The 19654-nt window shown below is 63.2% G+C and carries 20 protein-coding genes; all 20 read left to right on the forward strand.

The genetic code is table 11. From position 1 onward, the window contains the following. The first annotated feature begins 97 nt into the window (after window positions 1-97). The 20 genes from AMB_RS00260 (at window position 98) to AMB_RS00355 (ending at window position 19652) form a co-directional block, all read left to right on the forward strand. Window positions 98-1279, forward strand: coding sequence for a methyltransferase domain-containing protein (locus AMB_RS00260; protein WP_231848934.1), 1182 nt, complete (start codon window positions 98-100; stop codon window positions 1277-1279). Further along, window positions 1276-2376, forward strand: coding sequence for a DegT/DnrJ/EryC1/StrS family aminotransferase (locus AMB_RS00265; RefSeq protein WP_011382499.1), 1101 nt, complete (start codon window positions 1276-1278; stop codon window positions 2374-2376). Before AMB_RS00260 ends, AMB_RS00265 begins: the two co-directional genes overlap by 4 nt. Next, window positions 2369-3037, forward strand: coding sequence for an acetyltransferase (locus AMB_RS00270; protein ID WP_011382500.1), 669 nt, complete (start codon window positions 2369-2371; stop codon window positions 3035-3037). The genes AMB_RS00265 and AMB_RS00270 overlap by 8 nt, the downstream gene beginning before the upstream one ends. Then, the gene (locus tag AMB_RS00275; RefSeq protein ID WP_011382501.1) at window positions 3030-4145 is read left to right on the forward strand and encodes a DegT/DnrJ/EryC1/StrS family aminotransferase; all 1116 of its coding nucleotides are present in this window, start codon (window positions 3030-3032) and stop codon (window positions 4143-4145) included. Before AMB_RS00270 ends, AMB_RS00275 begins: the two co-directional genes overlap by 8 nt. Then, window positions 4142-4564, forward strand: coding sequence for a sugar 3,4-ketoisomerase (locus AMB_RS00280; protein ID WP_011382502.1), 423 nt, complete (start codon window positions 4142-4144; stop codon window positions 4562-4564). Before AMB_RS00275 ends, AMB_RS00280 begins: the two co-directional genes overlap by 4 nt. Then, the gene (locus tag AMB_RS00285; RefSeq protein WP_011382503.1) at window positions 4561-5505 is read left to right on the forward strand and encodes an SDR family oxidoreductase; all 945 of its coding nucleotides are present in this window, start codon (window positions 4561-4563) and stop codon (window positions 5503-5505) included. The genes AMB_RS00280 and AMB_RS00285 overlap by 4 nt, the downstream gene beginning before the upstream one ends. Then, a complete protein-coding gene (locus AMB_RS23085; protein ID WP_011382504.1) occupies window positions 5502-6539 on the forward strand; it encodes a glycosyltransferase family 2 protein in 1038 nt (345 codons plus the stop codon). Before AMB_RS00285 ends, AMB_RS23085 begins: the two co-directional genes overlap by 4 nt. A 7-nt stretch (window positions 6540-6546) precedes the next feature. Beyond that, window positions 6547-7665 (forward strand): dTDP-glucose 4,6-dehydratase, encoded by a 1119-nt coding sequence (rfbB, locus tag AMB_RS00295; protein WP_011382505.1) that lies wholly within the window; start codon window positions 6547-6549, stop codon window positions 7663-7665. After that, on the forward strand, window positions 7662-8552 hold the full coding sequence (gene rfbA, locus AMB_RS00300; protein WP_011382506.1) for a glucose-1-phosphate thymidylyltransferase RfbA: 891 nt from the start codon (window positions 7662-7664) through the stop codon (window positions 8550-8552). Before rfbB ends, rfbA begins: the two co-directional genes overlap by 4 nt. Next, window positions 8549-10345 (forward strand): ABC transporter ATP-binding protein, encoded by a 1797-nt coding sequence (locus AMB_RS00305; protein ID WP_011382507.1) that lies wholly within the window; start codon window positions 8549-8551, stop codon window positions 10343-10345. Before rfbA ends, AMB_RS00305 begins: the two co-directional genes overlap by 4 nt. Window positions 10346-10357: 12 nt before the next feature. Beyond that, the gene (locus tag AMB_RS00310; protein WP_011382508.1) at window positions 10358-11383 is read left to right on the forward strand and encodes an SDR family oxidoreductase; all 1026 of its coding nucleotides are present in this window, start codon (window positions 10358-10360) and stop codon (window positions 11381-11383) included. A 123-nt stretch (window positions 11384-11506) separates the two neighbouring features. Further along, window positions 11507-12958, forward strand: a complete 1452-nt coding sequence (locus tag AMB_RS00315) for a PfkB family carbohydrate kinase (protein ID WP_231848935.1) — start codon at window positions 11507-11509, stop codon at window positions 12956-12958. A 20-nt stretch (window positions 12959-12978) separates the two neighbouring features. After that, window positions 12979-13971: an NAD-dependent epimerase/dehydratase family protein gene (locus AMB_RS00320; RefSeq protein ID WP_043742990.1), complete on the forward strand. Its 993-nt coding sequence runs from the start codon at window positions 12979-12981 to the stop codon at window positions 13969-13971. A 10-nt stretch (window positions 13972-13981) separates the two neighbouring features. Then, entirely contained in the window at window positions 13982-14593 is a 612-nt protein-coding gene (locus tag AMB_RS00325; RefSeq protein WP_011382511.1) for a hypothetical protein, read from the forward strand. Next, window positions 14568-15626 (forward strand): aminoglycoside phosphotransferase family protein, encoded by a 1059-nt coding sequence (locus AMB_RS00330; RefSeq protein WP_011382512.1) that lies wholly within the window; start codon window positions 14568-14570, stop codon window positions 15624-15626. Before AMB_RS00325 ends, AMB_RS00330 begins: the two co-directional genes overlap by 26 nt. Before the next feature lie 28 nt (window positions 15627-15654). Next, window positions 15655-16482 (forward strand): transketolase, encoded by an 828-nt coding sequence (locus AMB_RS00335; RefSeq protein WP_043742993.1) that lies wholly within the window; start codon window positions 15655-15657, stop codon window positions 16480-16482. Next, window positions 16482-17399: a transketolase family protein gene (locus AMB_RS00340; RefSeq protein ID WP_011382514.1), complete on the forward strand. Its 918-nt coding sequence runs from the start codon at window positions 16482-16484 to the stop codon at window positions 17397-17399. The genes AMB_RS00335 and AMB_RS00340 overlap by 1 nt, the downstream gene beginning before the upstream one ends. Further along, window positions 17399-18208 (forward strand): sporadic carbohydrate cluster 2OG-Fe(II) oxygenase, encoded by an 810-nt coding sequence (locus tag AMB_RS00345; RefSeq protein ID WP_011382515.1) that lies wholly within the window; start codon window positions 17399-17401, stop codon window positions 18206-18208. Before AMB_RS00340 ends, AMB_RS00345 begins: the two co-directional genes overlap by 1 nt. Continuing rightward, window positions 18208-18612: an LIC12192 family sporadic carbohydrate cluster protein gene (locus AMB_RS00350; RefSeq protein ID WP_011382516.1), complete on the forward strand. Its 405-nt coding sequence runs from the start codon at window positions 18208-18210 to the stop codon at window positions 18610-18612. The genes AMB_RS00345 and AMB_RS00350 overlap by 1 nt, the downstream gene beginning before the upstream one ends. Next, window positions 18588-19652: a radical SAM protein gene (locus tag AMB_RS00355; RefSeq protein WP_011382517.1), complete on the forward strand. Its 1065-nt coding sequence runs from the start codon at window positions 18588-18590 to the stop codon at window positions 19650-19652. Before AMB_RS00350 ends, AMB_RS00355 begins: the two co-directional genes overlap by 25 nt. Window positions 19653-19654: the final 2 nt, after the last annotated feature.

Raw genomic sequence — 19654 nt, forward strand, 5'->3', positions numbered from 1 at the left:
GTACCCTAATATGGCTGTTGCCGACAGCTTCCAATTTCCAAGGGACGGACGCTCAGTGACCCAATGCCGCATCTGTGACACGCCTATCAAGGCCTTCATGACCTTTGGCCGCATGCCCATCGCCAATGGTTTTCTGACTCCGGATCAGTTCCCCCAGGAGCATTTCTTCGAGTTGGCGCCGGCCTTTTGCCCCGAGTGCGGCATGCTGCAGATCGTCGAGCAGCCGGCCCCCGAGATGATGTTCCACGAGAACTACGCCTTCTTCTCGGGCACGTCGCGCTATATGCAGATGCACTTCCAGCGCATGGCCGAGCAGGTGATGGCGACGATCCTTGCTGGCCGCTCCGATCCCTTCGTGGTCGAACTGGGCAGCAATGACGGCATCATGCTCAGGAACTTCGCCGCCAAGGGAATTCGCCATCTGGGCTGCGAGCCCTCGGAGAACGTGGCCGCCGTCGCCCGGTCCCAGGGGGTCAACACCCTGTGCGCCTTCTTCGGGCGCGACACCGCGCTGAAGATCCGGGCCGAGCACGGCCCGGCCGACGTGATCCAGGCGGCCAATGTCATGTGCCATATTCCCGACCTGCAGGGCGTGGCCAAGGGCGTGGAGGCACTGCTCAAACCCGACGGCGTGCTGATCTTCGAAGATCCCTATCTGGGCGACGTCATCGAAAAGACGTCCTACGACCAGATCTACGACGAACACGTCTTCGTCTTCTCGGCCATCTCGGTCAAGAACGCCTTCGCTCGTCACGGCCTGGATCTGGTCAACGTGGAGCCCCAGGTCACCCATGGCGGGTCCATGCGCTACACCCTGGCTCCGAAGGGATCGCGCCCCGTGGCCTCGGCGGTCGAGGCCCTGCTGGCCAAGGAGGTGGCACAGGGGCTCGATAAGGCCGCCACCTACGATCGCTTCCGCGCCAATTGCGAGACCTCCAAGCGCGAACTGGTCGCCCTGCTGACCCGGCTCAAAGGCGAAGGCAAGCGGGTGGTCGGCTACGGCGCCACCTCGAAGAGCACCACAGTGCTCAATTACACCGGGATCGGTCCCGATCTGATCGAGTTCATCTCCGACACCACGCCCATCAAGCAGGGCAAGCTGACGCCCGGCATGCACATTCCGGTGAAGCCCTACGGGGACTTTACCGCCCGCTATCCCGACTACGCCTTGCTGTTCGCCTGGAACCACAAGGCCGAGATCATGGAGAAGGAAGACGCCTTCAAGGCGGCCGGGGGGCAGTGGATCGTCTATGTCCCCTCCGTCGGAGTGGTGGCGTGATCCTGTTCTCCAATCCCGGTGCCCAGGTCCAGGCGCATCGGGCCGAAATCGATCAGGCCATCGCCCGTGTTCTCGACAGCGGCTGGTATGTGCTGGGTCGGGAGGTGGAAGCCTTCGAACGGGAATTCGCCGAATATCTGGGGACGGCCCATGCGGTCGGCGTCAATTCCGGCACCGACGCCCTGGCCCTGGCCCTTCGCGCCCTGGGAATCGGTCCCGGCGATCAGGTGGCGGCGCCGTCCCATACGGCGGTGGCCACCATCGCCGCCATCGAGATGGTCGGTGCCGAGCCCTTGCTGGTGGATATCGATCCGGTCCACTACACCATGGATCCCGTTGCGCTGGAGGCGGCTGTCACGCCCCGGACCAGGGCCGTGGTGATCGTGCATCTTTATGGTCAGGCCGCCGATATGGATGCCGTTCTGGGCATCGCCCGGCGCCACGGCCTCAAGGTCGTCGAGGATTGCGCCCAGGCCACCGGGGGCCGCTATAAGGGGCGGCGCCTGGGCACCTTGGGCGATGTTGGGTGCTTCAGCTTCTACCCCACCAAGAATCTGGGTGCGGTCGGCGACGGCGGCGCGGTGGTGACCGGCTCGGAGGCCGTGGCGCAGAGCCTGCGGTCTTTGCGCGAATACGGCTGGCGCGGTGACCGCATCAGCCATGTGGCCGGCGTCAACTCCCGCCTGGACGAGCTTCAGGCCGCGATCCTGCGGGCCAAGCTGCCCCATCTGGATGCCGATAATGACCGCCGTCGGGTCATCGCCGGGCGCTATGATGCGGAATTGTCCTCCGTCTTGTCGATCCCTGTCCGACGGTCCGAGTCCCATCACGTCTTTCATCTTTACGTGGTCCGGCTGGCCGATCGCGACGCCATGGTGGCGCGGCTGCGCGGCCGGGGGATCGGTGCCTCGATTCACTATGCTCAGGCGGCGCATCAGCAGCCCGCCTATGAGGCGCGTCTGGCCGGCGCGGGCAATCTGCCGCAGACCGAACGGGCCGTGGCCGAGATCATGACCTTGCCCATCTATCCCGAACTGTCCGACGAAGAGGTTGGAGCCGTCATTTCCGCCATCCGCACGGAATTGGCCGGTGCATAGGATCGTCATCTGGGGTGCCGGAGACCAGGGCCGAGTCGACAAGCCGATCGTGGATCGGCTGGGTCTGGGTCTAGCGGCCATGGTCGACGATACGCCCGGACTGGCTCCGCCGTTTCCCGGGGTTCCGCTGCTGCAGGGCTTCGACGCGTTTCTGGCCTGGCTGGCAACGCAGCAGGCCCATGACCTGTCCTTCGTCATCGCCATCGGCAATCCCTACGGCCATGTGCGCAGACATCTGGCCCAAAAGCTGGCGGCCTTGGGCCTGTCACCGTTTTCCCTGATCGATCCGACGGCAATGGTGAGTGCCGGCGTGGTGTTGGGGACAGGACTGCAGATGATGCCGTTTGCCCTGGTGCATGTGGATGCCGTCGTGGGCGATCAGTGCATCGTCAATACCCGCGCCACGGTCGAGCATGACTGCGTCCTCGCGGACGGTGTTGAAATCGGTCCGGGCGCTACCTTGTGCGGGCGCGTCCATGTGGGGCGCGACACCTGGATCGGGGCCGGGGCCACGGTGTTGCCTCGCCTCGCCATCGGTGCCAACAGCATCGTCGGCGCGGGCGCCGTGGTCACCCGTGACATTCCCGATAATGTGGTGGTGGCGGGCAACCCCGCCAAAGTTCTAAGGCCAAACCTAGTCAGGGCTTCCAAGCATGTCTGAAATCTATATGTCCGGCCCCTGGATTACCGAGCACGAGGAAAAGACCGTGCTCGACGCCATGCGCAACGGCTGGTACGGGCCCAAGCAATATTGGTATGTCGAGACCTTCGAGCGGGAATTCGCCGCCTGGCACGACCGCAAGTTCGCCCTGATGACCCCCAACTGCACCTCGGCCATCCATTTGTTGCTGGCCGGTCTGGGAATCACGGACGGCGACGAGGTCATCGTCCCCGACTGTACCTGGATCGCTTCGGCGGCCCCCATCAAGCAGTTGCGTGGCACAACGGTGTTCGGTGACATCAGCGAGCATGACTGGTGCCTGAGCCCCGAGACCATCGCCGCCAAGATCACGCCCAGGACCAAGGCCGTGATCGTCGTCGATCTGTTCGGCAACATGCCCGACTGGGACGGCATTCACGCGCTGTGCGCCTCCAAGGGCATCACCGTGATCGAGGATGCGGCCGAGGCTTTGGGGTCGTCCTACAAGGGCGTCAAGGCCGGCAAGATGGGAATCGGCTCCGTCTTCAGCTTTCACCGCACCAAGACCATTGTGACCGGTGAGGGCGGCATGCTGCTGCTGGATGACGAGACCCTGTTCAAGCGGTGCAAGCTGCTGCGCGACCATGGTCGCGAGCCCGGGGCCTGGTACAATACCGAGGTGGCCTACAAATACATGCCCTTCAATCTCCAGGCGGCCCTGGGCTATGCCCAGTTCCAACGCATCGATGAATTGCTGGCCTATAAGCGGTATCTCCTGAAGGGATATCGCGAGCGTCTGGGCGATATCGCCGATCTTTACCTCAATCCCGAACCGGAAGGCGGCGTCAACGGCGTCTGGGCGCCGGCTCTGGTGTTTGGGAAGAGTCACGGCATGACCAAGGCTCGCGCCATGGAGGAATTGACCGCCATGAAGATGCCGGTGCGCCCGTTCTATTGGCCGCTGTCCTCTCTGCCGGCCTATGGCAGCAAGGCGTCGGAATACGCACCGCTCAATCCCGTCGCCTACGACCTGTCGGAACGGGCGATCAACCTGCCCGCGGCCTTTAGTGTCGATGACGAGCAACTCGACACCTATTGCAACTGCATCCGGCGGATTCTCGGGCGATGACCGTTGCGGACATCCAGCTGCAGTCGATTCATTCGGTTGTCGACGACAACGGGACGCTGGTGGTGGCCGAGGTCGGGCGCCAGGTTCCCTTCGAGATTGCCAGGATCTTCAGCATCAGCGGGGTTGGGCGCGGCGAGGACCGCGGCCATCATGCCCACAAGAAGCTGTCCCAGATGATGATCTGTCTTTCCGGGGCGGTCGAGGTCACGGTCGATGACGGCAAGGGGCGCCACGCCCTGACCCTGGATCATCCGGCCAAGGCCCTGCTGGTACCGCCCGGCATCTGGGCGGAGCAGACCTATGGAGGGCCGGAAGCCGTCCTGCTGGTTCTGTGCGACCGGGTGTACGAGGAGGACGACTACATTCGGGACTATAACGATTTCATCACCTACCGTTCGTTGGCAGGACAGGCAAAATGAAAATCATCGTCGCCGGTGCGTTGGGCCATATCGGCTCGGGCCTCATTCGAGGTCTCCCCAGCCACTTTCCCGGTCTTGAAATCGTCATGGTCGACAACCTGTCGACCCAGCGCTATGCCTCGCTGTTCGACTTGCCGACGTCGGGACGGTACCGCTTTGTGGAAGGCGACGTTGCCACCATGGATTTGGTGCCTTTGATCGCCGGGGCCGACGCGGTGGTGCAACTGGCCGCCATGACCGACGCAGCGGGCAGTTTCGACCGCAAGGACGAGCTGGAAATCAACAATTTCCACGCCACCAAGACCATCGCCGAGGCCTGCCTGAAGGCGGGCGTGCCTCTGATTCACCCTTCCTCCACCAGTGTCTACGGCACTCAGAACGAGGTGGTGGACGAGGATTGCGGCCCCGACGAGCTGGCGCCGCAAAGTCCCTATGCCGATTGCAAGCTGAAGGAAGAGGCTCTGCTGGCCGAGATGGGCAAGAGTGGTCTCAGGTTCGTCACCTGTCGGTTCGGCACCATCTTCGGCACCTCGCCCGGCATGCGCTTTCATACCGCGGTCAACAAGTTCTGCTGGCAGGCGGTCATGGGTCAGAAGCTGACCGTGTGGTCTACCGCCTACGACCAGAAGCGCCCTTATCTCGATCTGGCCGATTGCATCCGCGCCGTCGCTCATATCATCGGCAAGGGCCTGTTCGACGGGCGAATCCACAATGTGCTGACCGCCAATTGCACGGTGCGCCAGATCGTCGACGCCATTCGGGTGCATGTGCCCGACCTGGAGGTGGGCTTCGTCGATGCCCGCATCATGAACCAGCTCAGCTATGAGGTGGCCAACCAGCGCTTCCGCGACTCCGGCTTCCAGTTCACGGGTTCGGTCGCCAAAGGCATCGAGGATACAATTCGCCAACTGTCCGGGGCCGGAGGGCGCAGCCTGGCATGAGGCCCCTCCCCGACCAGCCCCTGATCAGCGTCCTCATCGATACCTATTACCGTCCGGCCATGCTGCGCCATGCGGTCGAGGCCATCCGCGGGCAAACCTATGCCGATCTGGACATCGTCCTGATCGACAACGGCTCGACCCCGGAGACCAAGGCGGTCCTGGCGGAGCTGGAGGCGGCCGATTCCCGCATCAGGCTGGTGCGCTTTACCGAGAACCAGTTCAGTTGGGACGACCCCCATGTGATCGTCCGTGAATGCTACAACGCCGGTCTGGCCGCGGCCAAAGGTGATCTGGTGTTCCATCAGGCCGATGACGATTGGCTGGCACCTGATTTCTTCGAGCGGATGGTGGCGCTGTTTCGCGAGAATCCAGCCTGCACCACGGCGATCGGGGTCTCCGTGGGCGTTCGTCCCGACGGAAGTGAGGTGTCGGCGGCGGCCGCCAATCAGCGCCCGCGTTTCATGCCCGGCCACGAAATGGCCCTGGCGGTCATCGATGGCAAGCCGGTCTTCGGCAGTCCTGGATTTTGCTTCGTCATGCGGCGCGACGTCCTGGAGGCGGCGGGCGGCTTTCACGATAGCTTCGAACAGCACATGCTTTACGGAATCGTCGCCTTCGGCGTGACCGGCTTCGATTCCGAAGCCCGCATGTATTGGGGCTATCATGAGGGTCAATTGAACAAGGCGTTGCGGGATCGGGGTTGGGTTTCGCTGGGCTACACTCGGAGCCTGCTGGATGGCTTCGGTCTGGAACGCCGCTGGGCCGAGGCCTTCGGGCCGGCGGCGGCGCGCACGGTAGCTGAATTTATCGAGCGGCAGGCTTACCAGTCGGCTGCGGAAATTTTCGCGGGCTGCCTCGCTGAGTTGCGCCCGGCGGCGATCTGGCGGTCGTTCAGGGCTGCCGCTCCCCATCTTGGCTTTTGGAAGGCATTGCCGGCCGAGCTGTGGGAGCAAAAGCGCCTGTTCGCCGCCAATCTGCTGAAACTTGTCGGTTTGAAGCCGCTATTGAATCGCCTGCGTGGGCGGGGAGTGTAAGGCACACATGAGCGAGCAGAGCTTGAAGAACACGTGGCGTGTCCTGGTGACCGGCGGTGCCGGCTTCATCGGATCGGCCCTGGTGGGTCAATTATTGGCATCCGGACACTCGGTGCTTACGTTCGACAAGCTGACCTATGCCGGCCATCTGGCCAATCTCGACGGCTGGTTGGACCATCCCAACCATTCCTTCGTGCAGGGCGACATCGCCGAACGCGCACAGGTCGAGGCCGTGGTCGAGCAGTTCCAGCCCACCACCATCATGCATCTGGCGGCGGAATCCCATGTGGACCGTTCCATCGCCAGCGCGGGTGAGTTCGTCCGCACCAACGTCATCGGGACCTTCACCATGCTGGAGGCGGCGGCGGCCCATCGGGCGCGGCTCGACGGCGCGGCGCGGGAGCGGTTCCGTTTTCTGCACGTCTCCACCGATGAGGTGTTCGGCAGCCTGGGGCCCGACGAGGCCTTCGACGAGAATTCCCGCTATCAGCCCAACTCACCCTATTCCGCCACCAAGGCGGCTTCCGACCATCTGGCACGGGCCTGGAGCCACACCTACGGCTTGCCCGTGCTGGTGTCCAACTGCTCCAACAATTACGGTCCGCGACAGTTTCCGGAAAAGCTTATCCCCCTGATGATTCTCAATGCGGTCGAGGGTAAGCCGTTGCCGGTCTATGGCGACGGGTGTCAGGTCCGCGACTGGCTGCATGTGGAAGATCATGCGCGGGCCCTGGCCACCATCGTCGAGCGCGGGCGCCCCGGCGAAGTCTATTGTGTCGGCGGAGAATCGGAGCGCACCAACATGGAGGTCGTGCATACACTGTGCGCCCTTCTCGACGGTCTTCGTCCCCGCGCCGAGGGCCGGTCTCATGCCGAACTGATCCGGCACGTGACCGACCGGCCGGGCCATGACCGCCGCTATGCCATGAATATCGCCAGGATTAGGGCAGAGCTGGACTGGAAGCCGCGGGAAACCTTCGAGAGCGGTCTGGCCAAAACCGTTGAATGGTACCTGGCCAATGGGGCCTGGTGCGCCAAGGTGGTCGCAGATGCCGCCTCCCGCCTCCCCCGCGATCTGGCCCGCAAGACCGATGGCACCTTGTTCGAACGAAAGGCTTCCGCGTGACCCGACTCCCCACCAAAGGCATCGTTCTGGCCGGCGGCACCGGCACCCGGCTGCATCCGCTGACCCTGGTCACCAACAAGCATCTGCTGCCGGTCTTCGACAAGCCGATGATCTACTATCCCCTTACCACCCTGATGCTGGGCGGTATCCGGGATATCCTGATCATCTCGACGCCGGACGACCTGCCGCGTTTCGAGCGCCTGCTGGGCGACGGCCGCCGCTGGGGCATCAATCTCAGCTATGCGGAACAGCCCAAGCCGGCCGGGCTGCCTCAGGCCTTTCTGATCGGCGAGGAGTTCATCGGTGGTGCGCGCGTCGGCCTGATGCTGGGCGACAACATCTTCTACGGCCACGGCTTGCCGCCCCTGGTGCAGCAGGCGGCCGAGGGTACCGGGGCGACAGTTTTCGCCCATACGGTCCGTGATCCCGAGCGTTTCGGGGTGGTGACCTTCGATGCGTCCGGCAAGGCCATTTCCATTGAGGAAAAGCCCAAGGCGCCCAAGTCCAATTGGGCGGTAACCGGGCTTTACTTCTATGACGCCGATGTGTGCCAAGTCGCCGCCACGCTGAAGCCGTCGGCTCGGGGCGAGCTGGAGATCAGCCACCTCAACAGTCTTTACCTGGAGCGCGGCGGGCTTTCGGTCGAACTGCTGGGCCGTGGCATCAGCTGGCTCGACGTGGGCACGCCCGAGGCGCTGGCCACTGCCGGCCAGTTCGTCCACACGATCCAGAGCTTGCAGGGCACGGGTGTCGCCTGCCCCGAGGAAGTCGCCTATCGCATGGGCTTCATCGATCGCCAGGCTCTGGCCGATCTGATCCTGCCCATAGCGACGTCACAATACGGGCGCTATCTCCAGGGTCTTCTCGACCACGTTGGTGCTTTGTGAGCGGCCTTCGGCGCATCTTTTTCCTGCTTGATGTTCAGGCGCGGCGGCAATTCGCCCTGCTGGCCGTCATGACCCTGATCGGGGCCATGTTCGAGGTGGCCGGGGTGGGCTTGGTCTTTCCGTTCATCAAGATTATTACGGATCCGGACTGGATCTCGGGCTTTAGTTGGATGGCGGCGGTTTCCCGCTGGCTGGGACCGCTAGAGCACCGTGATGTCATGCTGGCGGCGGGGCTGGGGCTGATCGCCCTCTTCCTGGTGAAGAACGCCTATCTTTTGTTCTTCTACATCGTTCAATATACCATTTGTTATGGCAACGTGGCCCGCTACGGCGCCAGATTGCTCGCCCACTATATGGCGGCACCCTATTCCATGCATCTGGAGCGCAACTCGGCGGAAATGATCCGTAACGTCAGAGAGTTGCCGCAAGAACTGTTTAATGCGGTGGTGGCTGTTCTCAGCCTGACCACCGAGACGCTGGTGGTCACTCTCATCGGGGGTGTCCTGCTGGCTGCCGAGCCATTGGCAACAGCGGTGGCGGCGGCATTGCTGATCGCCGTGACCGGCATCTTTTATGCCATAGCCGGCCGATTGCTGCGCCGATGGGGTGCCGAGCGGATGCAGCGTGGCATCAGCGTGCAGTTGTCGGTCCAGGAAGCGCTCTACGGCATCAAGGACAGCCGGGTACTGGGGCGCGAGAGATTCTTCGCCGACCGCTATGCCCGGCAAGGCCGCCAACTGGCGCAGCTGCAACGATTGATCCAGGCCGTTTCACAGGTGCCGCGTCTCTCGGTGGAAGTGTCCATGATGATCGGCATGATCGTCCTGATCTTGATCATGGCATGGCGGGATGGCGGATCGCTGGATCTGCTGCCCAAACTGGGAGTGTTCGCCGCGGCGGCATTTCGGCTGATGCCCTCGGTCAACCGCATGACTCTGGCTCTGACCGAGTTCAAGGTGAGCACCGCTCCGCTTGAAGCCTTGATCCGCGATATGCCCAATGGGCCAAGCTCGGCTCCGGCGGAGGCTCCCAATGCGCGGCCCGCTTTGACGGATGCGCTGGAGTTGAGGGGGGTCAGCTTCTGCTATCCTGATGCCCAGGGGGCGGCCGTCGCCGGGGTCGACCTGCATATCCGCAAGGGCGATACCATCGGTCTGGTCGGACCGTCGGGTGCGGGGAAAAGCACACTGGTCGATATCATTCTGGGCCTGCTGGTGCCCTCGGAAGGTCAGATCCTGCTGGACGGCAAGGAGATTCAGACGGGTGGTGGCTGGCACGGGGCAGTGGGCTATGTGCCGCAGAGCATTTACATCACCGACGATACGGTGCGCCGCAATGTGGCCTTCGGTGTCGACGACGCACAGATCGACGATCGGGCGGTGCGCAGGGCTCTGACCCAGGCCCGCCTGGATGAGTTCATCGACGGGCTGCCTGAAGGGTTGGACACCAGGCTGGCCGAGGATGGCATCCGCCTGTCCGGCGGCCAGCGCCAGCGGATCGGCATTGCCCGGGCTCTGTACCACGATCCGGATCTTCTGGTGCTCGATGAGGCGACGTCGGCGCTCGATCCCATCACCGAGCGTGAAATCAGCGCCGCCGTTGAAGCCTTGCATCGGAGCAAAACTGTCATCATCATCGCCCACCGGCTCAGTACGGTCCGCCACTGCGACCGTCTGCTGATGATTGATCGCGGCCGCATCGCAGACAGCGGGACCTTTAACGAGCTTCATGCCAGGAACGGTGATTTTCAGAAATTGGTCGCGGCTTTGGCGCTGACCACTCCGACCTCATAGGAATTGCCCAACGTGACGAACGCCTCTCCCCCGCTTCACTGTCTCGTTACCGGTGGTGCCGGTTTTATCGGCAGCCATCTTGTCGATCGCCTATTGGCCGATGGGCACCGGGTTTCGGTCATCGATAATTTCGCCAATGGGCGAGAGGAAAATCTGGCCGACGCCAAGGCGTCGGCACCGGACAGGCTCACGGTTCACCGGGCCGACGTGGCGGATGCCGATATTATCCGGCCGATGTTCGCCGGGGTGGACTGGGTCTTTCATCTGGCCGCCATGGCCGATATCGTGCCGTCGATCCAGGATCCCATGCTTTACCACCGGGCCAATGTGGACGGCACCATCGCGGTGCTGGAGGCGGCCCGCGCCGCCGGGGTGAAGCGTTTCGTCTACACCGCCTCGTCGTCGTGCTACGGCATTCCCGAGACTTACCCAACGCCCGAGACCGCGGCGCCCTCGCCCATGTATCCCTACGCCCTGACCAAGTGGGTCGGCGAGCAGTACGTGATGCACTGGGCGCAGACCTACGACCTGGCTGCGGTGTCGCTGCGGCTGTTCAACGTCTACGGACCCCGCCATCGGACGGCTGGGACCTATGGCGCAATGTTCGGGGTATTTCTGGCTCAAAGGCTGGCGGGGAAGCCCTACACCGTGGTGGGTGACGGCAGCCAGACCCGTGATTTTACCTTCGTCGCCGACGTGGCCGACGCCTTCGTCACAGCGGCGAATTCAAAGATCAGTGGCGAGATTTTCAACGTGGGGTCCGACGGGACGTACAGCGTGAACCGGATCATCGAGATTCTGGGGGGCGATAAGCTTCATATCCCCAAGCGGCCGGGCGAGCCCGATTGCACTTGGGCGGACATCGCCAAGATCAAACGGGTCCTGGGATGGAAGCCCAAGGTCTCCCTGGAGGAAGGGGTGGGGATTCTGCTGGGTCATATTGATGGTTGGCGAGATGCCCCGGTGTGGACACCCGAGACCATCGGCGAGGCGACCCGCGACTGGTTCAAGTATTTGGGCAAAGACGCCAACGGCTGATAGATAGAGATTACCCACATGAGTAATGAAACTTCATCCCCGTCGCCTGCCGCTCGCGACAAGGTGCAGTCCATTGAGTCCCTGGCGGAGCGGGCTGAAAAGGCGCGCGAGGCGGGAAAGACCGTGGTTCTGTGCCACGGCGTTTTCGATCTGGTTCACCTGGGGCACGTCCGGCACGTGGAGGCGGCGCGGCGGGAAGGCGACATCCTGTTCGTCACCCTGACGGCAGACCGCTTCGTCAACAAGGGACCTGGCCGCCCTATCTTTTCCGAGAATATGCGGGCGGAGATGCTGGCGGCCCTCGCTTGCGTTGACGGTGTGGGCGTCAACCATGGCTCCAGCGCCGAAAGCGTGCTGGACGCCATCAAGCCCGACATTTATGTCAAGGGCAGCGATTACGAGAACCCCGACGAAGACATTACAGGCAAGATCAACTCGGAGCGCGAGGCGGTCGAGCGCCACGGGGGAAGGGTGGTATTCACCAAGGACATCACCTTCAGTTCGTCCTCGCTGATCAATCGTTATCTTGACGTCTACGACCCGCCTTTGCGCGACTGCCTCAATTCCCTCAGAGAGCGCGATGCCCTGAACGATATTCTCGAGCTGATCGAGAAGATCAAGGATATGAAGGTCCTGCTGGTGGGTGACACCATCATGGACGAATATCAGTTCGTGACGCCGCAGGGGAAGGCGCAGAAGGAAAATATCATCGCGACGCTGTTTCGGGGGCGCGAGGAATATGCCGGCGGTGTGATCGCCGCCGCCAACCATGTGGCGAGCTTTTGCCGCGAGGTCGAGATTATCACCGGTCTCGGTGGCGAGACCGATGACGAGGCATTCATCAGATCGCATCTGCGCGACAACGTCCGCCTGACTACGGTTTCCATGCCCGGACGGCCGACGACCCGCAAGACGCGCTATGTTGAGCCAAGCCACACGCGAAAAATGTTTGAAGTCTACGTGATGGACGATGCTCCGTTGGCGGCGGCACAGGTCAAGGTGCTGGATCAGCTCATTGCCGACCGTGCCCCGGAATTCGATGTGGTCATCGTCACCGATTTCGGCCACGGCCTCGTCGGACCGTCCACTATCGACGTCTTGGTCAAGCATTCCCGCTTTCTAGCCGTCAATGCACAGACCAACAGCGGCAATTTCGGCTTCAATATGATCACGAAGTATCCGAAGGCCGATTATGTTTGCATCGATGCTCCCGAGGCCCGGCTGGCGGTCGGCGACAAGTTCTCCGATATTCGCGACGTGGTGGGTACGATGCTGCCCAAGCGGATCGAATGTCCCCGGATGATCGTCACCCATGGCGGGCACGGCTGTTACACCTATGACTGCGCCACCGAAATGCACCGTATTCCCGCCTTCACCAAGCAGGTGGTGGATACGGTGGGTGCCGGCGACGCCTTTCTGGCGGTGACCAGTCCGCTGGTGGCGGCCGGTGGCTCCATGGAGCACGTGGGCTTTATCGGCAACGCTGCGGGGGCCATGAAGGTGGGTATCGTCGGCCATCGCAAATCGGTGGAAAAAGTGCCACTGGTGAAGTTCGTCACCGCCCTGTTGAAGTGATCTTCGAGGAAGACCAAAGAATGACTCAGACCTGGAACGTATTGGTGACCGGCGGAGCCGGCTATGTGGGCAGCGCCCTGGTGCCCAAGCTGCTGGCCGAGGGTCACAAGGTCACCGTCCTAGACCTTTATCTCTACGGCGAGGATCTGTTCGCCGATCTGCGCGGGCCCAATCTGCGCGAGGTCAAGGGCGACATCCGCGACATCAAGGTGGTCGAAGATGCCTTGAAGGGCTGTGACTGCGTCATTCATCTGGCCTGCATCTCCAACGACCCGTCCTACGATCTCGACCCCAATCTGGGCCGCAGCATCAACTACGAGGCGTTCCGCCCCATGGTGCGGGCCGCCAAGGCGGCGGGCGTGAAGCGGTTCATCTATGCCTCGTCGTCCTCGGTCTACGGGGTCAAGGACGAGCCGGAGGTCACCGAGGACCTGCCGCTGGAGCCCCTGACCGATTACTCCAAGTTCAAGGCCCTGTGCGAGCAGGAGCTGGAGGCCGAGCGCGAGCCCGGCTTCGCCGTGTGCACCATCCGCCCCTCGACGGTGTGCGGCTATGCCAAGCGCCAGCGTCTGGACGTGGTGGTCAACATCTTCACCAATCAGGCGGTCAACAACGGCAAGATCCGCGTCACCGGCGGCCCGCAGAAGCGCCCCAACATCCATATCGACGACATGGTGCGCTGCTACCTGCACCTGCTGCAGCAGCCGGCCGAGAAGATCGACGGCAAGATCTGGAATGCCGGCGACACCAACTTTCCCATTTCCGAACTGGCGGAAATCGTCCGAAAGGTGGTGGGGCAGGTTGAGATCGAGACCCTGCCGACCAACGATCCCCGCTCCTACCATGTGTCGGGCAAGAAGATCCGCGACGAGATCGGCTTCGAACTGCAATACACCATCGAAGACGCGGTTCGCGGTCTGGTGGATGCCATGAAGAGCGGCAAGCTGATCGATCCCCTCAACAACCCCATGTACTTCAACATCAAGCGCATGCAGCAGGTGAGCCTGAAATAGGGGCCGCACGGTGCTGATCGGCGTTGATTTCGATAATACCCTGGCCGGCTACGACCACGTTTTCGTGGCCGCTGCCGGGGAGCGCGGATGGTTGCCGCCTGGATTCGCAGGCGGCAAGCGGGAGGTTCGCGACGCGGTCCGGGGCTTGGTGGATGGCGAGCGCAGGTGGATGGAACTGCAGGGCGAGGTCTACGGGCCCCGCATGCCCGAGGCGGAACTGATCGACGGCGCCGACCGCTTCCTGACCCGTTGCAGGTCAGAAGGGATGACGGTCGTGGTGGTCAGCCACAAGACCGAGTTTGGCCATTTCGATCCCACCCGTACCAGACTGCACGATGCCGCCCGCGCCTGGATGACGGCCAAAGGCTTCTTCGACCAGGCAGCTTTCGCCGTGAGCGAAGCGTTCTTCGAACCCACCCGCGAGGGCAAGATCGCCCGTATCAAGGCCCTGGGCTGCGACGTCTTCATCGACGATCTGGAGGAGGTGTTCCTGGCCCCTGGCTTTCCCGCCGCCTGCCGCCGCCTGCATCTGGCCGGGGCGGCCGCCGGCCGTTGCCACGGGCCCTTTGCCAGTTATCCCGGTTGGGCCGAAATTCATGACGCCGTCTTCCCCGCCGCCTGAGGACACCGCCGCGCTGGCGGCCCTGGTGGCGAGCCTGACGGGGCTTGCGGTATCCGGTGTGGCGCGAGGCGGCCAGGGCGGCAATAACCGGTTGTACCGCGCCGAGACGACGGCCGGTCCCTTGGCGGTTAAATGCTATTTCCGCCACCCGGGCGATACGCGCGACCGGCTTGCCGCCGAGTTCGCTGCTCTTCGCTTTCTGGGGGAATGCGGTGTTTCCAATGTGCCCGGGGCCATCGCCGCCGATGCGCAAGCGGGCGTGGCGATCTACGACTGGATCGATGGTCAGCCGCCAGTGACCCGGCAACCGGGCGACATGGCACAATTGGCGGGTTTCGTTGCGGTCTTGCGGGACCTTGCCTCTCGACCGGCGGCGACCGCCCTGCCTCTGGCCTCCGAGGCCTGCCTGTCGGCGGAGGAACTGGCATGCCAGCTGGAGAAGCGTCTTGCTCGCCTGAACAGCGGTGCCGGCGAGGTCGATTCCCAGGTGGCATCCTTTCTGGACGAGCTGCTCGGACCGGCCGTAATGTCGGCGGTCTCGGCGGCACGGGGACAGTATGGTCGGCTTGGCTGGGACTTTGGCGCCGATCTGGCTTTCGAGCGGCAGTGTCTCAGCCCTTCCGACTTCGGAACGCACAATGCCCTGCGTCGCGCGGATGGCTCCCTGGTCTTTCTGGATTTCGAGTACTTCGGCTGGGATGACCCGGTCAAGCTGACGGCCGATACTCTCCTCCACCCGGGGATGGAGTTAAGCGAAGCCGAGCGGGCGGAGTTCAAGGCGGCCACCCTGGCTATCCATGGGGGTGATGGCGGCTTTGCCGGTCGGTTGAATATTTTGCTGCCGCTTTATGCGTTGCGCTGGGCCTTGATCGTCCTCAATCCATTCCTGCCCGAGCGTTGGGCCCGGCTGTCCTTCGCCACTGGGGCGGAGCGGGAAACGGTGTTGCGGGTACAGCTGGCCAAGGCGAGGCGGTTTGTCGCCATGGCGACCGGTGGCTTGGACATTGACGCGAAAGCCGCGTTCATACTATGAACCCCCTTCACTTATGCGGAGCCCAACCATGACTCATGCGGTCCCCTTGCCGGCCCTCGACGAACGCTCCATGCGTTTGCGCCGGCTGGTGATCCAGGCGCTGGACGGTGGTGGTCGTGGCCATCTCGGCTCGTCCCTGTCGCTGATCGAGATCGTGCGGGTGCTTTACGATGAGGTGATGAACCATCGCCCCGCCGAGCCCCGTTGGGAGGGTCGTGACCGTTTCATCCTGTCCAAGGGTCACGGCTGTCTGGCGCTTTATGCGATTCTGGCGGACAAGGGCTATTTCCCCGAGGCCGAGTTGGCGCGCTTCTGCCGCAATGGCAGCTATCTGGGCGGCCATCCCGAGGCTGGCAAGATTCCCGGCGTCGAGGCATCCACCGGGGCGCTGGGCCATGGCTTGTCCATCGGTGTCGGCATGGCTCTCGGCCTGCGCATCAAGGCCTCCGCCGCTCGGGTGTTCGTCGCCATGGGCGATGGCGAGATCAACGAGGGCTCGGTCTGGGAGGCGGCCATGGCGGCTGGCAAGCACCGGCTGGCCAACCTTACCGCCCTGGTGGACTACAACAAAATCCAGTCTTATGGCTTCGTCTCAGAGGTTCAGCCGCTGGAACCCCTGGCCGACAAATGGCGCGCCTTCGGCTTTGCCGTCGAGGAAATCGACGGTCATGATGTTGCGGCACTGCACGGCGCGCTGTCGTCTCCCGACGCGGAGAGCCGCCCAAAGGCGGTGATCTGCCACACGGTCAAGGGGCGCGGCGTGCCGTTCGCCGAGAACGATCCCAAGTGGCACCATAAATCCAATATCCCCGCTCCCGAGATCGCCGCCATGTATGCCGCGCTGGAGACCATCTGATGCGCAAGACATCCCTGGACATGGTTCATGAGCTGGCCCGCCGCGACAAGCGGGTGGTATTTGTCGGCTCCGACCTCGGCGTCGGCACCCTCAACGCCATGAAGAAGGAGATGCCCGAGCGCTTCTTCATGGAAGGCGTGGCCGAGCAGAATATCATCGGCATGGCCGCCGGCTTGGCCATGGAGGGGTTCATCCCCTACGTCAACACCATTGCCACCTTCCTGACCCGCCGCTGTTTCGAGCAGGTGGCGGTGGATCTGTGTCTGCACAAGCTGCCGGTCCGCCTGTTGGCCAGCGGCGGGGGCATGGTTTACGCCCCCCTTGGGCCGACCCATCTGGCCATCGAGGACATGGCCATCATGCGGGCCCTGCCCAATATGACGGTGGTTGCCCCCTCCGATGCCGAGGAAATGAAGCGGGTCATGGCGGCGTCGCTGGACCTGCCGGGTCCCATGTATGTGCGCTTCGGCAAGGGCGGCGATCCGGTGGTGCCCCAGACGGAATTCACCCTGGGTCGGGCCGCCTGGATCCGGCCCAAGGCCGAGGTGATTCTGGTCTCCACCGGCGTAATGACCGAGCGTTGCGTGCGGGCCGCCGATCTCCTGAAGGCCGCCGGAATCGTCTGCGGCGTGCTGCACATGCCGACGGTCAAGCCCCTGGATGCCCAGGCGGTTCTTGAGGCCGCCCGGGCCGCTAAGCTGCTGGTGACGGTGGAGGAGCATGTGGTCAATGGCGGACTGGGAACCGCCGTGGCCGAGGTGCTGATCGATGCCGGCGGGGTCCTGCCGGCAGTCAGGCGCCTGGGTCTGGCCGATGCCTTCACCAAGAATTATGGGTCCCAGGACGATCTGCTGGCCGAGGCGGGATTACAGCCGGAACAACTGGCCGATACCGTCAAGGCGGCACTGGGGCGGTGATGAGCCGGCAGCGGGCCGAGTTTGCGACGCAGGCCGACCTGGCGCTCGGCGAGCGCTTTCTGGCCGAAGGGCATGTGGTGCTGCCGGTAGAGGATTCGGCGGCCCTGGACCGGCTGCGGGTGCGGGTGGCGCAACTGGCCGCCGCCCATCTCGGCCAGCCGGAGCCGGCCGACATCACCGTGTTTCTGGAGACCACTCACCACCATGTGGATGCCCAGGGGCTGAATGCCCTACGTCTGGCGGTGATCGACGGCATCAATGCCGAGCCTTGGGCCCGCCCCGGCTATTTCGCGACTGCCCGCCGCGCCATCGAGAGTCTGGTGGGCAACGAACTGGCCATGCAGTTGCGGCTGAACCTGTCGATCCAGCTGCCCGGCGATTCGTCGTCTCTGCTGCCGGTTCACGCCGATGTGTGGAATGGTGACTCGCCCTACGAGGTGGTGTTGTGGCTGCCGCTGGTGAATTGCCGTGGCAGCATGAGTATGTTCCTGTTGCCGCCCGAGGCCGATGCCCGCCATGCTTCCCGCATGGCCGAGCATCCGTCGGCCGAGGACCTGTTCCGCGCCATCGAGCCGGATCTGAAATGGCTGAAAATGGAGTACGGCCAGGCCTTGCTGTTCTCCCAGAACCTGATGCACGGCAATCGCGTTAATACCGAGCCGGCAACCCGCTGGTCGTTCAACTGCCGCTTCAAGGGGTTGTTCACGCCTTATGCCGACAAGCGGCTGGGTGACTTCTTCGAGCCCATCACCATGCGCCCGGCCACGCGGCTCGGGGCTGCCTACCGGCTACCGGGGGTGGATGGCTGATGGCTTATCGCGGATACATCGCCAGTCGTCCGGTCATGGGCGAGCGCACGCCGCAGCATGTACAGAACCTCGTGGTGCGCGATTATGCCCGGCGGCGCGGTCTGACATTCGCGCTGTCCGCGACCGAATACGCCATGCCTGGCTGCTACATGATTTTGGAACAGGTGCTGGACGAGATGCCCCGTCTGGACGGCATTATCTGTTTCAGCCTGTTCATGCTGCCCCATGACGTGTCTCGACGGGCAGAGACCTGGCGGCGAGTGCGGGCGGCGGGCGGATCGCTCCATTTCGCGGTGGAAGGCCTGGCCGTCCAATGCGATCAGGAGTTCGACCGGGTCGAGGACATCTGGACGGCGCGGACCGTAATGAAGGAATCAGAATGGCAACCCTCTACAGTTCGCTGAAGTTTCTGCGGTTTTCCGACCGGCTGGAAGCGCTGCGCAGCGGCGATGTGGCGGCGCCGGTTCATATCCGGATCAAGCCCACCAACCGTTGCAATCATAATTGCTGGTACTGCGCCTATCGCACCGACGACCTTAAGCTGGGCGAGGACATGGACGAGGGTGATTCCATCCCCGAAGCCAAGATGATGGAAATCGTCGAGGACGTGCTGGAGATGGGGGTCAAGGCGGTGACCTTCTCCGGCGGCGGCGAGCCCCTGCTGTACAAGCCTCTGCCCAATGTGATCGAGCGGCTGGCGGCTGGCGGCGTCAAGGTGGCCACCCTGACCAACGGCTCCAATCTCAGGGGCCGGGTCGGTGAAGCGCTGGCCCGCCATGCCACCTGGGTACGGGTGTCGGTGGACGCCTGGGATGATGCCAGCTACATGGCATCTCGGGGTGCCAAGGACGGGGAGTTCAGCCGTCTACTGGAAAATATGCGGGCCTTCGTCGCCACCGGCACTACTTGCGTGCTGGGCGTCTCGCTGATCGTCGGACACGAAAACCACCAGCGTATCGCCGAAATCTGCAAGCTGTTCCGCGACGTGGGTGTCAATCACGTCAAGCTGTCGGCGGCGGTGGTGGCCAATGACGTTCACGCCAACAATCTATATCACCGGGCTCTGATGGCAGCCGTGACGGCGCAGATCCATGAGGCCAAGGCCCTGGAAACCCCATCCTTCAAGGTCTTGAACCACTACCACGAGACCGAGGAGCGGTTCGAGAAGGGCTATACTTCGTGCCCCTTCCTGCAGTTCCTGACCGTCATCGGTGGCGATCAATGCGTCTATACCTGCCAGGACAAGGCCTATACCGCCAGCGGTAAGCTGGGCTCGCTGGTGGGGCGGCGGTTCAAGGACTTCTGGTTCTCGCCGGAGAACCGGGAGCGGCTGCATTGCTTCGATCCGTCGAGAGAGTGCCGCCACCACTGCGTCACCCACGCCAAAAATCTGGCGATTCTGGAATATCTGGCGCTCGATCCCGATCACGGCATGTTTGTCTGAAG

Source organism: Paramagnetospirillum magneticum AMB-1, from assembly GCF_000009985.1.
Taxonomy (GTDB): Bacteria; Pseudomonadota; Alphaproteobacteria; order Rhodospirillales; family Magnetospirillaceae; genus Phaeospirillum; species Phaeospirillum magneticum.

Bases quoted from the DNA above. Each gene is read 5' to 3' on its own strand.
- AMB_RS00260 (WP_231848934.1), top strand. From the start codon at position 98: ATGACCTTTGGCCGCATGCCCATCGCCAATGGTTTTCTGACTCCGGAT.
- AMB_RS00275 (WP_011382501.1), top strand. From the start codon at position 3,030: ATGTCTGAAATCTATATGTCCGGCCCCTGGATTACCGAGCACGAGGAA.
- AMB_RS00280 (WP_011382502.1), top strand. From the start codon at position 4,142: ATGACCGTTGCGGACATCCAGCTGCAGTCGATTCATTCGGTTGTCGAC.
- AMB_RS00285 (WP_011382503.1), top strand. From the start codon at position 4,561: ATGAAAATCATCGTCGCCGGTGCGTTGGGCCATATCGGCTCGGGCCTC.
- AMB_RS23085 (WP_011382504.1), top strand. From the start codon at position 5,502: ATGAGGCCCCTCCCCGACCAGCCCCTGATCAGCGTCCTCATCGATACC.
- rfbB (WP_011382505.1), top strand. From the start codon at position 6,547: ATGAGCGAGCAGAGCTTGAAGAACACGTGGCGTGTCCTGGTGACCGGC.
- AMB_RS00320 (WP_043742990.1), top strand. From the start codon at position 12,979: ATGACTCAGACCTGGAACGTATTGGTGACCGGCGGAGCCGGCTATGTG.
- AMB_RS00330 (WP_011382512.1), top strand. From the start codon at position 14,568: ATGACGCCGTCTTCCCCGCCGCCTGAGGACACCGCCGCGCTGGCGGCC.
- AMB_RS00335 (WP_043742993.1), top strand. From the start codon at position 15,655: ATGACTCATGCGGTCCCCTTGCCGGCCCTCGACGAACGCTCCATGCGT.
- AMB_RS00340 (WP_011382514.1), top strand. From the start codon at position 16,482: ATGCGCAAGACATCCCTGGACATGGTTCATGAGCTGGCCCGCCGCGAC.
- AMB_RS00345 (WP_011382515.1), top strand. From the start codon at position 17,399: ATGAGCCGGCAGCGGGCCGAGTTTGCGACGCAGGCCGACCTGGCGCTC.
- AMB_RS00350 (WP_011382516.1), top strand. From the start codon at position 18,208: ATGGCTTATCGCGGATACATCGCCAGTCGTCCGGTCATGGGCGAGCGC.
- AMB_RS00355 (WP_011382517.1), top strand. From the start codon at position 18,588: ATGGCAACCCTCTACAGTTCGCTGAAGTTTCTGCGGTTTTCCGACCGG.